The organism is Sinomonas sp. B1-1 (assembly GCF_050474465.1).
Classification (GTDB): Bacteria; Actinomycetota; Actinomycetes; order Actinomycetales; family Micrococcaceae; genus Sinomonas; species Sinomonas flava.
The window spans coordinates 51,826-65,833 of record NZ_JBCHVF010000012.1; the positions used below are offsets into that span (position 1 = coordinate 51,826).

14 protein-coding genes are annotated in these 14,008 nt (G+C 72.3%); 4 read left to right on the plus strand and 10 right to left on the minus strand.

Annotation, left to right across the window (positions count from 1 at the left end; genetic code table 11):
* Positions 1 to 82: 82 nt before the first annotated feature.
* Positions 83 to 817, minus strand: a complete 735-nt coding sequence (locus ACQ5BE_RS15540; RefSeq protein WP_430297910.1) for a CoA transferase subunit A — start codon at positions 815 to 817, stop codon at positions 83 to 85.
* A 216-nt stretch (positions 818 to 1,033) separates the two neighbouring features.
* Between ACQ5BE_RS15540 and ACQ5BE_RS15545 the strand changes: the two genes are divergently transcribed.
* The gene (locus ACQ5BE_RS15545) at positions 1,034 to 1,762 is read left to right on the plus strand and encodes an IclR family transcriptional regulator (RefSeq protein WP_425564437.1); all 729 of its coding nucleotides are present in this window, start codon (positions 1,034 to 1,036) and stop codon (positions 1,760 to 1,762) included.
* A 39-nt stretch (positions 1,763 to 1,801) separates the two neighbouring features.
* Here ACQ5BE_RS15545 and ACQ5BE_RS15550 read toward each other — a convergent pair whose 3' ends face one another.
* From ACQ5BE_RS15550 to ACQ5BE_RS15560, 3 genes are all read right to left on the minus strand, one after another.
* Positions 1,802 to 1,957 carry a hypothetical protein gene (locus ACQ5BE_RS15550; protein ID WP_430297911.1) on the minus strand — a complete coding sequence of 52 codons (156 nt, stop codon included), beginning with the start codon at positions 1,955 to 1,957 and terminating at the stop codon, positions 1,802 to 1,804.
* 328 nt (positions 1,958 to 2,285) lie between these two features.
* Complete coding sequence (locus tag ACQ5BE_RS15555) at positions 2,286 to 3,005, minus strand: ArsR/SmtB family transcription factor (RefSeq protein WP_430297912.1); 720 nt, start codon at positions 3,003 to 3,005, stop codon at positions 2,286 to 2,288.
* A gap of 57 nt (positions 3,006 to 3,062) precedes the next feature.
* On the minus strand, positions 3,063 to 4,304 hold the full coding sequence (locus ACQ5BE_RS15560) for an acetoin utilization protein AcuC (RefSeq protein WP_430297913.1): 1,242 nt from the start codon (positions 4,302 to 4,304) through the stop codon (positions 3,063 to 3,065).
* A 119-nt stretch (positions 4,305 to 4,423) separates the two neighbouring features.
* Between ACQ5BE_RS15560 and ACQ5BE_RS15565 the strand changes: the two genes are divergently transcribed.
* Together ACQ5BE_RS15565 and ACQ5BE_RS15570 are read left to right on the plus strand one after the other, a co-directional pair.
* Positions 4,424 to 5,836: a TrkH family potassium uptake protein gene (locus ACQ5BE_RS15565; protein ID WP_430297914.1), complete on the plus strand. Its 1,413-nt coding sequence runs from the start codon at positions 4,424 to 4,426 to the stop codon at positions 5,834 to 5,836.
* Positions 5,837 to 5,888: 52 nt separating this feature from the next.
* Positions 5,889 to 6,527 (plus strand): potassium channel family protein, encoded by a 639-nt coding sequence (locus ACQ5BE_RS15570; protein WP_208713080.1) that lies wholly within the window; start codon positions 5,889 to 5,891, stop codon positions 6,525 to 6,527.
* A 65-nt stretch (positions 6,528 to 6,592) separates the two neighbouring features.
* Here the strand turns inward: ACQ5BE_RS15570 and ACQ5BE_RS15575 are convergent, their stop codons facing one another.
* From ACQ5BE_RS15575 to ACQ5BE_RS15585, 3 genes are all read right to left on the minus strand, one after another.
* Complete coding sequence (locus tag ACQ5BE_RS15575) at positions 6,593 to 7,423, minus strand: uracil-DNA glycosylase (protein WP_430297915.1); 831 nt, start codon at positions 7,421 to 7,423, stop codon at positions 6,593 to 6,595.
* A gap of 89 nt (positions 7,424 to 7,512) precedes the next feature.
* The gene (locus ACQ5BE_RS15580) at positions 7,513 to 8,334 is read right to left on the minus strand and encodes an alpha/beta fold hydrolase (RefSeq protein ID WP_430297916.1); all 822 of its coding nucleotides are present in this window, start codon (positions 8,332 to 8,334) and stop codon (positions 7,513 to 7,515) included.
* Position 8,335: 1 nt separating this feature from the next.
* Positions 8,336 to 9,202, minus strand: coding sequence for an alpha/beta fold hydrolase (locus ACQ5BE_RS15585; RefSeq protein ID WP_430297917.1), 867 nt, complete (start codon positions 9,200 to 9,202; stop codon positions 8,336 to 8,338).
* A 92-nt stretch (positions 9,203 to 9,294) separates the two neighbouring features.
* Here ACQ5BE_RS15585 and ACQ5BE_RS15590 point away from each other — a divergent pair, with 92 nt between their 5' ends.
* Entirely contained in the window at positions 9,295 to 10,815 is a 1,521-nt protein-coding gene (locus tag ACQ5BE_RS15590) for an HD domain-containing phosphohydrolase (RefSeq protein WP_430297918.1), read from the plus strand.
* 55 nt (positions 10,816 to 10,870) lie between these two features.
* Here the strand turns inward: ACQ5BE_RS15590 and proC are convergent, their stop codons facing one another.
* From proC to ACQ5BE_RS15605, 3 genes are all read right to left on the minus strand, one after another.
* Positions 10,871 to 11,701: a pyrroline-5-carboxylate reductase gene (gene proC, locus ACQ5BE_RS15595; RefSeq protein ID WP_344300377.1), complete on the minus strand. Its 831-nt coding sequence runs from the start codon at positions 11,699 to 11,701 to the stop codon at positions 10,871 to 10,873.
* A gap of 455 nt (positions 11,702 to 12,156) precedes the next feature.
* Positions 12,157 to 12,987 carry a sugar phosphate isomerase/epimerase family protein gene (locus ACQ5BE_RS15600; protein WP_344300376.1) on the minus strand — a complete coding sequence of 277 codons (831 nt, stop codon included), beginning with the start codon at positions 12,985 to 12,987 and terminating at the stop codon, positions 12,157 to 12,159.
* A complete protein-coding gene (locus ACQ5BE_RS15605; protein ID WP_344300375.1) occupies positions 12,984 to 14,003 on the minus strand; it encodes a Ppx/GppA family phosphatase in 1,020 nt (339 codons plus the stop codon). The genes ACQ5BE_RS15600 and ACQ5BE_RS15605 overlap by 4 nt, the downstream gene beginning before the upstream one ends.
* Between the last annotated feature and the right edge of the window lie 5 nt (positions 14,004 to 14,008).

The window sequence follows — 14,008 nt, forward strand, 5'->3', positions numbered from 1 at the left end:
GGAGGTCACCTTCTGGAGTTCACCTTCTGGAGGTCACCTAAGGTGACCCTCAGGAGGTGACCCCCCAGAGGGAGACAGGGGGTCAGCCGGCGACGGTGGCCGCCGCCTTCTGGGCCTCTGGCCGCGGGCGGGTCGTCACCTGCTCGATGTGCTTCACGCGCTCCGTGGCCTGGACGAGCCGCTGGACGTAGACGCCGGGGGTAACGATGTGGTTCGGGTCCAGCTCCCCGGCGGGCACGATGTGCTCGGCCTCGGCGATGGTGAGCCGGCCTGCCGTCGCGGCGACGGGGTTGAAGTTCCGGGCGGTGTAGCGGTAGACGAGGTTGCCCGCGGTGTCCGCGGTGTGCGCGTGGACGAGCGCGACGTCGGCCACGATCCCCCGCTCCCGCACGTACAGCTCGCCGTCGAACGTCTCGTGCGGCTTCCCCTCGGCGACGAGGGTGCCCACGCCGGTCTTCGTGTAGAAGGCCGGGATGCCCGCGCCGCCCGCGCGGAGCCGCTCGGCGAGGGTGCCCTGCGGCGTGAACTCGACCTCGAGCTGTCCGGCGAGGTACTGCTCCGCGAAGAGCCTGTTCTCCCCGACGTAGCTCGCGATGACCTTCGCGACCTGGCCGGCCTCGATGAGCACGCCCAGGCCCTTCCCGTCGACACCCATGTTGTTCGAGACGACGGTGAGGTCCCGGACCCCCGAGTCGCGGACGGCGTCGATGAGGTCGGCGGGGATCCCGCTGAGGCCGAAGCCTCCGACTGCTAGCGTCATCCCGTCGGCGAGCGCTCCGGCCAGGGCCTCGGTGGCGTCCGTGTGCAGCGTGGGCATGTGCTCCTCCTCGAGCTGGCGGTCTATCCACGTTGTGGACTGTTCTGATGAGCGAGCCTAGGCAGGATGTCGCGTGCGTCACAACCGTTCCCCCGCCCAAGTGTTCACTTGATGGCAGTCCACCCCTAGAATGTCCACAATGTGGCTGATTTCCGGGAGGAGCGCATCGTGAGCGATATCCAGGGCACGCAGGTGGTGGGACGGGTCGCCCTGCTGATGCGCATCGTGGCGAAGGCGGGCGGCACCGGCCTCTCGCTCCCGGGGATCGTCCGCACCTCGGGCCTCTCCCGCCCGACGGTCCACCGGCTCCTCAAGGCCCTGGCCGCGAACGGCCTCCTCGACCTCGACGAGGCATCCGGCCGATGGCACCTCGGGCCCGAGCTCTACGTCATGGGCACGGTCGCGGCCGGCCGCTTCGCCGTCGAGCACCTCGCCCGGCCCGCCCTGCGCCGGCTCGCCGAGGCCACCGGCGAATCCGCGTTCCTCTCGATCCGCCGCGGCGAGGAGACCGTCTGCCTGGCCCGGGAAGAGGGCAGCTTCCCCGTCCGCTCGTTCGTGCTCTACGAGGGCGTGCGCTTCCCCCTCGGCGTCGCGTCGGCGGGCATCGCGATCCTCGCCTTCCTGCCCGAGGCGGAGGCGGAGGCGATCATCGATGACGACGGCGAGCGCACCGAGCGCTTCGGGCCCACCCACGCGGCTGGTCCCCTGCGGGATCGGCTGGCCCAGACGCGCGAGCTGGGCTACTCGGTGAATCCGGGACTCGTCGTGGAAGGGTCCTACGGCCTCGGGGCAGCGGTGTTCGACCCGGCCGGGCGCCCCGCCTGGGCGCTGTCGCTCACGGGCATCGAGCCGCGCTTCCGGCCCGGGCGGCGCGAGGAGCTCGGCGAACTGCTCCTGGCGGAGGCCCACAGGCTCTCGACCGCGATCGCCGCGCCGAGGCCCTGAACCAGGCCCCGGCGCGGGCGCTGACGGGCGCCGTGGGGGTCAGCCTCCCCAGACGTCTCCCGCGGCAAGCCGGACCATCTGGGCCTGGGCGTCCTCATGGCTGAGCCCGGCCTGAACCAGGCTCTCCAGCCCGCGTCCGTGGGCCCGGCGCTCGCGCGACCCGTGGGAGTGCAGCTCGGCGCGGTGCGGCAGCACGAGTCCCCCTTCACCGGGGTGAGGACCGCCTCCGTGAGGCCCGCCGGTGTGGGGGGCGGGGTGCTGGGCGGCGGACGGACGGGCGGTGGCTCGATGCATGTCTTCAGTCCTCGGCTTCGGTCGGGCCCCGGAGGGCGTCACGGTCGTGAGCAGTGGACCGGGGGTTGAGGCCTGAGGCGAGGCAACGTCGCGCCGCCAAGCAGGACTGCGGGACGTCCTCGGTCCCTTGCCGCATGCACGGTTCGGCCTCCGTCATCGAAGGGAGGCGCGTCTTCCATAGGATCGCCGAATCGCCGGCGCCCCGGACAGGGCCGAAAGACCCTAGCGCCTATTTGCCCCGGCGCCCGAACTTCGGCAGGTTCGCCATGATCTCGGTGGCGCGGGCGGCAGCACGCTCCACGGTGCGCTCCACCGTGCGCTGGATCTGGGCAGGCCGGCTGTGGTCGCCCGCCGCCGACGGCTTCTGGACCGGGGCAGGCACGACGGCGGCCGGCACCAGGACGAGCTCGTCGCCGGTCGTCGTGGTCGCCTCGATCGGCTCGGCCCGTGCCAGCGGGGCCTCCCGGACCTCAGCCGCCGCCGGTTCCGGACGGCCCATCGGGCTCGCCAGGCTGTCGGCGGCGCCGAGGCCATCGTCAGCGTGCCGGCCGTCCGCCGCGGCGAAGGCAGCGTCCGCAACCGTGGCGTCCGCCAGAGCAACGCCGCCCGCCAACGCGAGGCCGTCCCGACCCCGCGTGCCATCCTCGGCCGCCGCGGCGGGCGAGGAGGCGTCGGGAGCCGGGGACTCCGGCGTCGTGCGCAGGCCGGCGAGCCAGGCGCCGACGTCGTCGAGCGGCTCGAGCCGGAGGGTGTAGTACCGCTTCTGTCCCACGGCGCGGGTGGTGACGAGGCCGGCGTCGCGGAGGACCTTGAGGTGCTTGGACACCGTCGGCTGGCTCGCAGCCAGCGCCTCGACGAGTTCGCCCACCGCCTTGTCCCCCGACCGCAGCGTGTCCAGGATGTCCCGGCGGGTGCGGTCCGCGATGACGGCGAAGATGTCAGTCACCATGCCTCCAGCCTACCCACTGTCGAGCGCCCCCTTGACCCTGCCGCCTGTTCCACCCGCTCAGTCGAACCACGGGTCGAGGCCGTGCAGGGGGAAGACCTCCTTGCGCGTGGCCATCACCGCCCGGTCCACCGGATCGTTGGGGTTGAAGCCGATCTCCCACGAACGCCACCAGGTGTCCGCGCCCTCCCCCATGAGGGTCGGGGCGTCCTTCCCGTACCGCTCGCGGACGTAGTCGCGCCACGGCTGCGGCGTGGGCGTCTGCAGGTGGACCGGGTGGCCGGCGGCGATGCCCACGAGATGGGCCCACGCCCGCGGCACGACCTGCACGACCTCGTACCCGCCCCCGCCGGTGGCGATCCACCGGCCGTCGCAGAACCGCCGGGCCAGGGCCGAGACGGACAGGGCGAGCTCGCGCTGGGCGTCGACGGTGACCTTGAGATTGGTGAGGGGGTCGAGGTGGTGGGCGTCGCAGCCGTGCTGGCTGACGATCACCTCCGGCCGGAAAGCCTCCACGAGCGGCGGGACGACGGCGTGGAACGCGCGCAGCCACCCGACGTCGCGCGTCCCGGCGGGCAGGGCCACGTTGACCGCCGTGCCCTCCGCCCCGGGTCCGCCGACCTCGCTCGGGAAGCCCGTCCCGGGGAAGAGCGTCAGGCCGCTCTCGTGGAGCGAGATGGTCATGACCCGCGGCTCGTCCCAGAAGATCCGCTCGGTGCCGTCGCCGTGGTGGGCGTCGACGTCGACGTACAGGACGCGCCCCACGCCCCGGTCCAGCAGCCGCTGGATCGCGGCCGCGGCGTCGTTGTAGATGCAGAAGCCCGAGCCGCGGTCCGCGGCTGCATGGTGCATGCCGCCAGCGAAGTTCACGGCGTGGACCGCGGAGCCCTCGAGGATCGCCTCCGCGGCGAGGAGGGAGCCTCCCACGATGCGGGCGCTCGCCTCGTGCATCCCGGCGAACGCCGGATCGTCCTCGGTCCCGAGGCCGCGTTCCGGCTCGGGCCGGTCCGGGTCGGCGCTCACCCGCCGGACGGCGGCGACGTACTCGCGCGTGTGCACGGTGGCGAGCTCGTCGTCGGAGGCGACATAGGGCTCGGCGACGCTCACCCGCGGGAGGTCGAACAGGCCGAGCTCCCGGCACAGTCGAGCCGTGAGGTCGAGGCGCGTGGGGCTCATGGGATGGTGCTTGCCGAAGTTGTACTCGAGGAGGTCCTCGCCCCACACCACGCGCGTGGTGTACTCCGTCCGGACCACGGCGCTCGCAGACGTCGGAGCCTGCTGCGGCGGTGCACCTTCGGACATGCGCCTAGGCTACCGGAAGGGCCTCCCCGTCCCGCTCCCGCGGGCGGTTGGTGGTTTACTGTGACACGTAGCGCCGCCCGGCACCCGGGCTGCCCGGACCTCCACAGGACGCGCATTCCATGCCCGAGACCCCGCCGACATGGCATCCAGCCCCTGACCGGGAGGGCCTCGGTCCGCTCACGGGGCTGCGCGACGTCGTCGACCGGCTCGCCGCGTCCTCCCCCGCCCGCCTCGCGATGCTGGCGTTCGCCGTCGTGATCGTCGTCTTCACCTTCCTGCTCTCGCTGCCGGTCTCGGCGGCCGACGGCGCGGTCACGCCGCTGCACGAGGCCCTGTTCACGGCCGCCTCCGCGGTGTGCGTCACGGGCCTCACGGTCGTCTCGACGGCGGTGCACTGGTCGTTCTTCGGCCAGTTCGTGATCCTGCTGGCCATCTTCGTCGGAGGCCTCGGAACCCTCACGATCGCCTCGCTCCTGACCCTCATGGTGAGCCGCCGGCTGGGCCTGCGCAGCAAGCTCATCGCCCAGGAGGCGCTGAACAACTCGAGCCGCCTCGGGGAGGTCGGCGAGCTTCTGCGGATCGTCATCATCACGTCGGTCGTGATCGAGGGCTCGCTCGCCGTCGTGCTCACGGGGAGGTTCCTGAGCCTGGGCGAGGACTGGTGGCAGGCGGTGTGGCACGGGGTCTTCTACTCCATCTCCTCGTTCAACAACGCGGGCTTCACGCCGCACTCCGACGGGATCGTCCCGTACGAGGAGGACCTCTGGATCCTCGTGCCGCTGTCCGTCGGAGCCTTCGTGGGATCGCTCGGCTTCCCCGTGATCCTCGGGCTGCGCCAGTCCGGGCTGCGCTGGTCGAAGTGGACCCTCCACGTGAAGCTGACAATCCAGGTCTCGGCGATCCTGGTCCTGGTCGGGAGCGTGCTGTGGGGTTGGATGGAATGGGACAACCCGCGCACCATCGGCGCCATGGGAGTGGGCGACAAGCTCATCCATGCCGTCTTCGCGTCGATCATGACGCGTTCCTGCGGCTTCAACCTCGTGGACCAGAACCAGATGGAGGGCACCACGCAGCTGCTCACCGACGCGCTCATGTTCGCCGGCGGCGGCTCGGCGTCGACCGCCGGCGGCATCAAGGTCACGACCATCGCCGTGCTGTTCCTGGCCATCGTGGCCGAGGGCCGGGGCGACTCCGACGTGAAGGTCTACGGCCGGACCATCCCCCAGAGCGCGCTGCGGGTGGCGATCTCCGTCATCGTCGCCGGAGCGACCCTCGTGCTCGTGGGCTCGTTCCTCATGTCCGCGATCACCCAGCAGTCCCTCGACAGGGTCTTGTTCGAGGTCATCTCCGCCTTCGCGACCTGTGGGCTGAGCTCCGGCCTGAGCGCCGAGTCACCGCCGGCCGGCATGTACGTCCTGACGGGCCTGATGGTCGCCGGCCGCCTCGGCACGATCACCCTCGCGTCCGCCCTCGCGGTGCGACAGCGCATCCAGCTGTACCACTACCCGGAAGAGAGGCCGATCATTGGCTAATCCCACTACCTCTGCAGCGGCCGCGAGCCGCCGCCCCAATCCCAACGCGCCCGTGCTCGTGGTCGGCCTGGGCCGGTTCGGGTCCGCCACAGCCGAGCAGCTCGTGAAGCAGGGCCGCGAGGTCCTCGCGATCGAGCGCGACGTCGACCTCGTCCAGAAGTGGTCGGGGACGCTCACGCATGTGGTGCAGGCGGACGCGACGAACATCGACGCGCTCCGGCAGCTGGGCGCCCAGGAGTTCCAGTCCGCGGTGGTGGGGGTGGGCACCTCGATCGAGTCCTCGGTGCTCATCACGGCGAACCTGGTGGACCTCGGCATCGAGCACCTGTGGGTGAAGGCGATCACGCCCTCGCACGGCAAGATCCTCGCCCGCATCGGGGCGAACCACGTGATCTATCCGGAGGCGGACGCGGGGGTGCGCGCCGCGCACCTCGTGAGCGGTCGCATGCTCGACTTCATCGAGTTCGACGACGACTTCGCCATCGTGAAGATGTACCCGCCCAAGGAGACCCAGGGATTCACGCTGGCCGAATCGGCGGTGCGCTCGAAGTACGGCGTGACCATCGTCGGCGTGAAGAGCCCCGGCGAGGACTTCACGTACGCGCAGCCCCACACCAAGGTCACGAGCCGGGACATGCTGATCGTGTCCGGCCACGTGGACCTGCTCGAGCGGTTCGCCGCACGGCCGTAGGCTGTACCGCCCCCATCCCGCACGACGGCGCGTGGCCTGCCGCCGCCCGCCGGCGGCGGGTCCGCTCACAGGCGGCGGAGCACGGCGTCGAGCATCTCCTCGGTGAGCCTGCGGGTCGAGGTGTTGTGCGGGCTCACGTGGTAGCAGCCGAGGAGCCGCACCTCGCCGCCGTTCGGCAGGCCGAGCCGCGCCTCGGCGCCGTGCCCGAACGGCGGCTTGGGCCGGGGCACGGCCCAGCCGAGCCGCCGGGCCGCGGCGAGCACGGCGTTCCACGCCACTCCCCCGAGGGCCACGACCGCGTCGAGCCCCGGGGATGCGGCGGTGAGCCCGAGGTCGCGGTCGAGCCAGTGCCCGCACGCGGCGAGCTCGGCCGGCGTCGGCCGGTTCTCGGGCGGGGCGCACCGCACTGAGGCGACGATGCGGACCCCGGTGAGCACCATCCCGTCCCCGGCGCCCGTGGAGGCGGGCTGGTTTGCGAAGCCGGTGCGGTGCAGTGCCGCGTAGAGCCAGTCGCCGGAGCGGTCTCCGGTGAACATCCGTCCCGTCCTGTTGGTGCCGTTCGCCGCCGGTGCCAGGCCCACGATGAGGCGCGACGCCGACGCGTCGCCGAACGAGGGCCCCGGCCGGCCCCAGTACGGCTGATGGGCGAAGGCGGCCCGGCGCCCCGAGACGGCCACCGACTCGCGCCACGCGACCAGGCGGGGGCATGCCCGGCACACCGAACTGAGGGCATCGAGGTCGCGGACCGTGGAGGCGGACGCCGCGAGGCTCGCGGCCTCGGCCGCGGTGTGCGCCACAGGCGTCTGCGCCGTCGCGGGGTCGCCCGGCCACCCCGTCCCCGGCGGCACGGGCGAGTCGAAGGGCTGGCCCGTGATCGGGTGGGGTTCGGCGTGCATGGGTCCACCGTAGCCTCGGCGTCCCGCGAGCCTCGGCGTCCCGCGGCTGGACCGCTGGGGGGGGTGCCGCGGCCGGGGCGGCGGGGAGATCAGCGGGCCGTGGCGGCCGTCCCCGTGCCTACGAACTCCGCGAGGGCTCCCGCGAGGAGCTCTGGGGCCGTCATGTGGGCGGCGTGGCCCTGCCGCGGAAGCACGGCAACCCGGGCGTCCGCGAAGAGGCCGGCCATGGATTCGAACCAGGACCGCCGCATCGCTTCGGTCTCGGCCCCGACGATGAGCAGCACAGGCACCGCGATCTGCTCTGTCGGCACTGGATCGGCGCCGTGCTCGGCGAGGCTTCTGAGTTCGCGCGGGATGGTGTGCGCCGACCGGAGCCGCCCCTGCCAGTTCGGCTGCGCCCTGAGAGCGGCCAGCTCCGAGGTTCGCAAGCCAGCGGCATGGGGCATGAAGAGGTCGAGTGCCTGTTCCCGGAGTCCGGCAGAGACGAGCCGGTCCAGCTCGGCGATGAATGAGGCCGAGAACAGCTGCACACCGCGCGGCAGGAGTCCGCCCTCGTACAGCGCGAGGCTCGCGAGGTTCGGAACCCGCGGTGCGGCGTGCAGGGCGAGGTATCCGCCGAACGAATGTCCATAGAGGTGCACCGGGCCGGGGAGTGCGGCGGCGACGGCGACCAGGTCGTCCACCTCAAGCCCGATCCGGTAGGGTTCGACGTCCCCGCTCTCGCCGCGGCCGCGACGGTCGACGACGGCGACTGTCGCGTGTGGCGCCAGGAGCGGCACAACCCGGTCCCACGCGGTGTGGTCGGCCGCGGTTCCGGGGACCGCGAGCAGCGTCGGGCCCACCCCGGTGATCCAGACGGCGATCAGCGTCCCGTCTGCGGAGGCGACAGTCATCCTGCGCGTCGGCTCCATCTCACGCCTCCATCCGCACGCCGCTGGCGCTCGGCGAAGTGGAAGCCTTGCTTGGGCCTGCCGGCGTGCTGCGCGCCGGAGTAGTGCGTGCTTCCGCCCAGAGCGCCGCTAGCGACGCCGCCACGCGTTCCGGCTCGACCCGGTGCGGGGGATCGAAGTGGTGGCGGCCAGGGAAGACTTCGAGCCGGAAGTGTGGGAAGACGGCCGAGAGACGCTCGGCGATCTCGCCGTAGTCGTCCGGATTCGAGAGCGCCCCGAGCGCGAAGTAGACCGGCCGGTCGAACCGGGCGAGCGCCTCCCGGTCCAAGTCGTAGGTGGCGAAGGTGGCCAGGAAGGCGCGTATGCCGGCGGGCCGCTGGGCCATCCACGGCGGCTGCTCGCCGCCGCCGGTGGGCAGCCCGGCGGTGACCCCGGGACGGACGCCGAGCCGGACGAAGCGCCGCATGAAGTCCTCCGGGCCGAGCCCCTCGAGCTGGCGGTACTGCTCCCACAGCGCCCGGTGCGCCGCGCTCCACCCCCACCGGCCCGCCCACGCGGGCTCGAGGAGTGCGAGCGACTCGAGCCGTTCGGGGTGCTTCGCGGCGACGGCGAGCGCGGAGGCTCCCCCGCCCGAGTAGCCGACGAGGTGGAACGTGTCCCACCCGAGGCCGTCGGCCGTGCGGAGGACGCCGGCGACCTCGGCGTCGAGGGAGTAGTCCCGGGGTGGCGTCGGGCCGGAGTACACCTCGAGGTCCTTCGCGACGGCCTGGACCGCGTCGCCGAGCCTGGTGCGGAGCGCGGCGAGGAGCGCGCCGTAGGCCGGCGCGGCGGGGAGGACGCTGCCGGGAAGCAGGATCACGCGGTGGGGGGATGCTGGGGTGATGTCCATGGACCGAGTGTGTGCCCGAGGCTGTCCAGGCCGCATCGCGCGTTCGCGCGCCGGGGCTATCCGCGGGCGCCGCGCGGGGCGATGATCGGACCATGACCCAGCCCCTGCGCCTCGCGGAGTTCATCGCGGCGATGTCCCTCGCGACGGACCTGGGCATGGGGCAGCCCCTCGAGCAAGGGCTGCGGACATGCCTCATCGCGCTCGAGCTTGCCGACGACGCCCGCCTCCCTCCCGAGGACCTGCGCACCGTGTACTACACCGCCCTCCTGCGGTTCCTCGGCTGCACCGCGGACGCCTCTGACGCGGCGTCCCTCGCCGGAGGCGACGAGACGGCCCTCCGCGCGGCGATCGCCCCTGTCCTCGGGGCGCCGCCCGCGCAGTTCCTCACGGCGGTGCTGCCGGCACTGGGCGGCGGGATGCCGGCCCCCCGTCGCGCGGCGCTCGCCGCCCGCTTCCTCGCCACCGGGAAGCAGCGGATGCGCGAGGGCGTGCGGGCGCACTGCGAGGCTGCGGAGATGCTCGCCGTGCGGCTCGGGCTCCCCCAAGGGACCCGGGCCTCCCTGGCCGCCTCGTTCGAGGCCTGGGACGGCAGCGGGTTCCCGCTCGGGCTCTCCGGCGAGAGGATCCCGCTCGCGGCCCGCATCGTCTTCATCGCCAGGGACGTGGAGGTGATCGGGCGGCTGCGCGGGCGCGAGGCGCTCGCAGCGGTGCTGCGTGAGCGGGCAGGCGCCGCGCTCGATCCGGAGCTGGCCTCGGCCGCCCTGGGCGCCCTAGACACCCTTATCTACGCCAGCCTGACGGACATGCCGTGGGAGGCGGTGCTCGCGCGCGAGCCCCATCCCGCCGCCTCGATCCCGGCTGATCGGCTCGACGAGGTGCTGAGCGTGTTCGCCGATTTCGCCGACCTCAAGGACCCGGCCCGCGCGGGCTTCTCCCGCGACGTGGCCGCCCTCGCCGCCGGGGCGGCGCCGGACCACCGGGCCGTCCTGCACAGCACCGGCCTGGCCCAAGATCTGGGCCGCGCCGCCGTCCCCGCCGGTCCAGCCGGCACGGCGTCCCCAGCCCGTGACGAGCGGCTCCGGCTCCACCCCTACTACAGCGAACGGATCCTCGGACGCCTCGCGGCCTCCGCTCCCCTCGCGCGGCTGGCCGGCATGCACCATGAGCGCCTCGACGGGTCCGGCTACTACCGCGGAGCCATCGCGGCCGAGATCCCGTGGGAGGCGCGCATCCTCGCCGCAGCCGACGCCTTCCAGACCCTCCTCCTCGCACCTCCGGGGCGTCCGGACGAGGCCCGGACGCCCGCCCGGGCGGCGGAGGGGCTCCTGCGGCTCGCGCCGGCCCAGCTCGACGCCGACGCGGTCGACGCCGTGCTGGCCTCCGCAGGCGTGCGGTCACGGCGGACGCGCCCCGCATGGCCCGGAGGGCTCACCGAGCGCGAGGTGGAGGTCCTGAGGCTCCTGTGCCGCGGCGCGCGGAAGAAGGACGTCGCCGCGGCCCTGCGGATCTCACCCAGCACCGCGGACCACCATGTCCGGCACATCTACGGCAAGATCGGGGTCTCCTCGCGCGCGGCGGCGACCCTGTTCGCCGTCGAGCACGATCTCCTGTAGCCCGTCCCGGTGCGGGGAGCCGGGGCTGAGTCTCTCAGTCGAGCTCGTTCGAGGGTCAGTCGAGTTCGCGGGTGATCTCCCGGGACCGCTCGGCGGCCGCGCGGGCGCCGTCGGCGATGATGGCGGGCAGGCCCCGCTCCTCGAAGACCGCGATGGCCCGCTCAGTGGTGCCCTTCGGGCTCGTGACGGCGCGGCGCAGCGCCACGGGGTCCGCACCGGGCTCGGCGAGCATGTGGGCGGCGCCCACCACCGTCTCGCGGGCCAGCTTGAGCGCGAGGTAGGGGTCAAGCCCGAGCGACTCCCCGGCCTTCGCCATGGCCTCGGCGAGGTAGAAGACGTACGCGGGGCCCGACCCGCTCAGCGCGCCCACAGCCTCGACCTGGTCCTCGGGCACTTCGACGACGAGGCCCACTGACTTGAAGAGCTTGACGACGCGTTCGACGTGGTCGCGCGAGGCGTTGGTGCCACCCGACACCGACACGACGCCGTGTCCGAGCCGCGCGGGCGTGTTGGGCATGGTGCGGACGACCGGCTGGCCGGCGGGGAGCGCCTTCTCGAGCTGGGCGATCGAGACGGCGGCGGCGACGCTGACGACGATGGCGTCGGGACGCAGCGCGGATGCTATCTCGCGGGCGACGTCGGCGATGCCGACAGGCTTGACCCCGAGGACCACGACCGAGGCGCCGCGGACCGCCTGGGCGTTGACGTCGTCGTCCTCCGCCGTGGCCATGGCGGTCACCCCGTACCGCTGGGCGAGCTCCGCGGCCCGCTCGCCCCGGCGAACGGTGGCCGTGACGTCCGACTTGGGGAAGCCCGCCGCGAGGAGCCCGGCCATGATGGCCTCGTTCATGGACCCTGTGCCGAGGAATGCGATGTGATTCGTCATGCTGCCCATCCTGCCAGTCCCGGGGTGCGGCCCGCATTCCCAGCATCCTCCCATGCGTCCCCAAGGGCCCTCACAAGGTCGGTCCTTAGAGTAGTAACTACCTCACAGGGTGCGAGTGATGGGGCGACCGGCCTCCCCCCAAGGCCGGCCGCCGCGGCACTGGCAGTTCGGGTTCCGAATCCCTCCGGATTCGCTCGACTGCCAGTGCCGAACTCATTTAAGGATCTGATGTGCGCCCTGCTGATTCTCAGACTTCTCTCAGAGAAATCGGGGCTTCCCTTGAGGGACGGCTCATACAGTGAACTCACTCATTAGGTGCGAGTGACGGGTTCCACCGGTTAGCCGGCTGGACCCCGAGCGCCGGGTGGCCAGGAGATTTCCCCCCAATGTCTCCTACCGGCCGCCCGGCGTTTCGCATCTCAGAGGTGCAACTCGGGTGCGGGTCTGCTGGCGCGTCAGACCGCCTCGACACCGGCCTGCTGGCCCAGGTGCGTGCGGGCGAAGTCGAGCGTCTGCGCCAGGAGATGTTCGCGGTCTCCCGCTCCGCGGGCCTTGCGGGTGCTGATCTCCGCGACGACCGCGCCCTCGAACCCGTTCCCCGCCAAATGTGCGAGGCACTCCCCGACGCGCTGGGTCCCCTGCCCAGGCACCAGATGCTCGTCCCGGAACGAGCGCCCCGAGCCGTCGGTGAGGTGCACGTGGCGGATCGAATCGCCGAGGGCTTTGAGTGCCGCGAGGCTGTCCATCCTGGCGGTCGCGGCGTGGGAGAAGTCCCAGGTGATGTCCTGGTAGCCCTGGCCGATCGGATCCCAGTGCGGCAGATACGCGAGGGTCTCCCGGCCGCGGACGCGCCAGGGGTACATGTTCTCCACGGCGATGTGGACGCCGAACGCCTCTGCGAGGTCCCGGACGCCCTGGGAGAAGGTCTCCGCGTACGAGCCCTGCCAGCGGAAGGGCGGATGCACGACGACGGTGTCGCATCCCACGTCGAGCGCCATCCGGCAGGACTGGCTGATCTTGTTCCACGCGGAACCCCACACCTGCTGGGTCAGCAGGAGGGTGGGGGCGTGGATGGAGACGATGGGCTGCTCGTACCGCTCCGCGAGGTGGACGAGTTCGTCGGCCTTCTGGCTCGTCGAATTGTTCGTCACCATCACCTCGACCCCGTCGAAGCCCAGGTCCGCCGCGACCGCGAAGGCGTCGTGGACGCTGAGCGGGTAGACGGATGCGCTGGAGAGCGCGACGGGGATGTGGCGGGGGGTCGGGGTGGACTCGGCAATGCTCATACGCGGGACCTCGCGGGGTGCATGCGCTCGGCGCGTTGCCGCTCGCTCTGGATCGGACCGATGTGGGCAGGCGGCTCGAGTGGCCCTTCGAAGACGAGCTGGTCGAGCCTGCGGAGGATGAGGCCTTCGCGGAGCGCCCAGGGGCAGATCTCGAGCTCATCGATGTCGAAGAGCTCCATCGCTGCCTCTGCGGCGAGCGCCCCGGCGAGGAGCTGCCTGGCGCGGGCCTCGGAGACGCCGGGAAGGTGGACCCTGTCGGAGGCGGCCATCGCGGACATCCGCTGGGCCCAGAGGCCGAGGTCGGTGCGGGTCAGCACGCGACGCACATAGGGGCCTGCACCGGAGGGCGCCGCACCGGCGATGCGCGCGAGCGAGCGAAAGGTCTTCGACGTTCCGGCGACGAGGTTGGGGACGCCCAGGTCCTTGAACTCCTTCACCACCGGCTTGAGCGTGTCCCGGACGTAGCGGCGGAGGTCCTTGATGCTCTTCGCCGTGGGCGGGTCCTCGGGGAGCCAGTCGCGGGTGAGCCTCTGGGCCCCGAGCGGCACCGAGGTCGCCGCCGCGGGGAGGGAGTCATGGCCCATCGCGAGCTCGAACGAGCCGCCGCCGATGTCGAGGTCGAGGATGGTCCCGGCACCCCAGCCGTACCAGCGGCGGACCGCGAAGAAGGTCATCGCGGCTTCCTCACGTCCGGTGAGCTCCTGGAGGACGACGTCCGCCTCACTCTGGACCCTGGCGAGGACCGCGTCGCCGTTGGCGGCCTCGCGGATGGCAGAGGTGCAGAACGCCAGGAGGTCCTCCGCCTTGTGGCGCCCGGCGAACTCCCAGGCCTCCTTGACGAAGTCGACCAGCTCGCCCTGGCCCTTCTCATTGATGCTTCCGTCATCTTCGAGGAACTTCACGAGCGAGAGCGGCCTCTTGTGCGATGCGTAGGCGACGGGCTGCGCGCCGGGATGGGCGTCCACCAGCAGCAGGTGCACGGTGTTCGAACCGATGTCGAGGACGCCTAGACGCATGAGCC

Excerpts from the sequence above, each read along its gene's own strand:
- ACQ5BE_RS15540 (WP_430297910.1), bottom strand. The coding sequence starts at position 817 with ATGCCCACGCTGCACACGGACGCCACCGAGGCCCTGGCCGGAGCGCTC.
- ACQ5BE_RS15545 (WP_425564437.1), top strand. The coding sequence starts at position 1,034 with ATGCGCATCGTGGCGAAGGCGGGCGGCACCGGCCTCTCGCTCCCGGGG.
- ACQ5BE_RS15555 (WP_430297912.1), bottom strand. The coding sequence starts at position 3,005 with ATGGTGACTGACATCTTCGCCGTCATCGCGGACCGCACCCGCCGGGAC.
- ACQ5BE_RS15560 (WP_430297913.1), bottom strand. The coding sequence starts at position 4,304 with ATGTCCGAAGGTGCACCGCCGCAGCAGGCTCCGACGTCTGCGAGCGCC.
- ACQ5BE_RS15565 (WP_430297914.1), top strand. The coding sequence starts at position 4,424 with ATGCCCGAGACCCCGCCGACATGGCATCCAGCCCCTGACCGGGAGGGC.
- ACQ5BE_RS15575 (WP_430297915.1), bottom strand. The coding sequence starts at position 7,423 with ATGCACGCCGAACCCCACCCGATCACGGGCCAGCCCTTCGACTCGCCC.
- ACQ5BE_RS15580 (WP_430297916.1), bottom strand. The coding sequence starts at position 8,334 with ATGGAGCCGACGCGCAGGATGACTGTCGCCTCCGCAGACGGGACGCTG.
- ACQ5BE_RS15585 (WP_430297917.1), bottom strand. The coding sequence starts at position 9,202 with ATGGACATCACCCCAGCATCCCCCCACCGCGTGATCCTGCTTCCCGGC.
- ACQ5BE_RS15590 (WP_430297918.1), top strand. The coding sequence starts at position 9,295 with ATGACCCAGCCCCTGCGCCTCGCGGAGTTCATCGCGGCGATGTCCCTC.
- proC (WP_344300377.1), bottom strand. The coding sequence starts at position 11,701 with ATGACGAATCACATCGCATTCCTCGGCACAGGGTCCATGAACGAGGCC.
- ACQ5BE_RS15600 (WP_344300376.1), bottom strand. The coding sequence starts at position 12,987 with ATGAGCATTGCCGAGTCCACCCCGACCCCCCGCCACATCCCCGTCGCG.
- ACQ5BE_RS15605 (WP_344300375.1), bottom strand. The coding sequence starts at position 14,003 with ATGCGTCTAGGCGTCCTCGACATCGGTTCGAACACCGTGCACCTGCTG.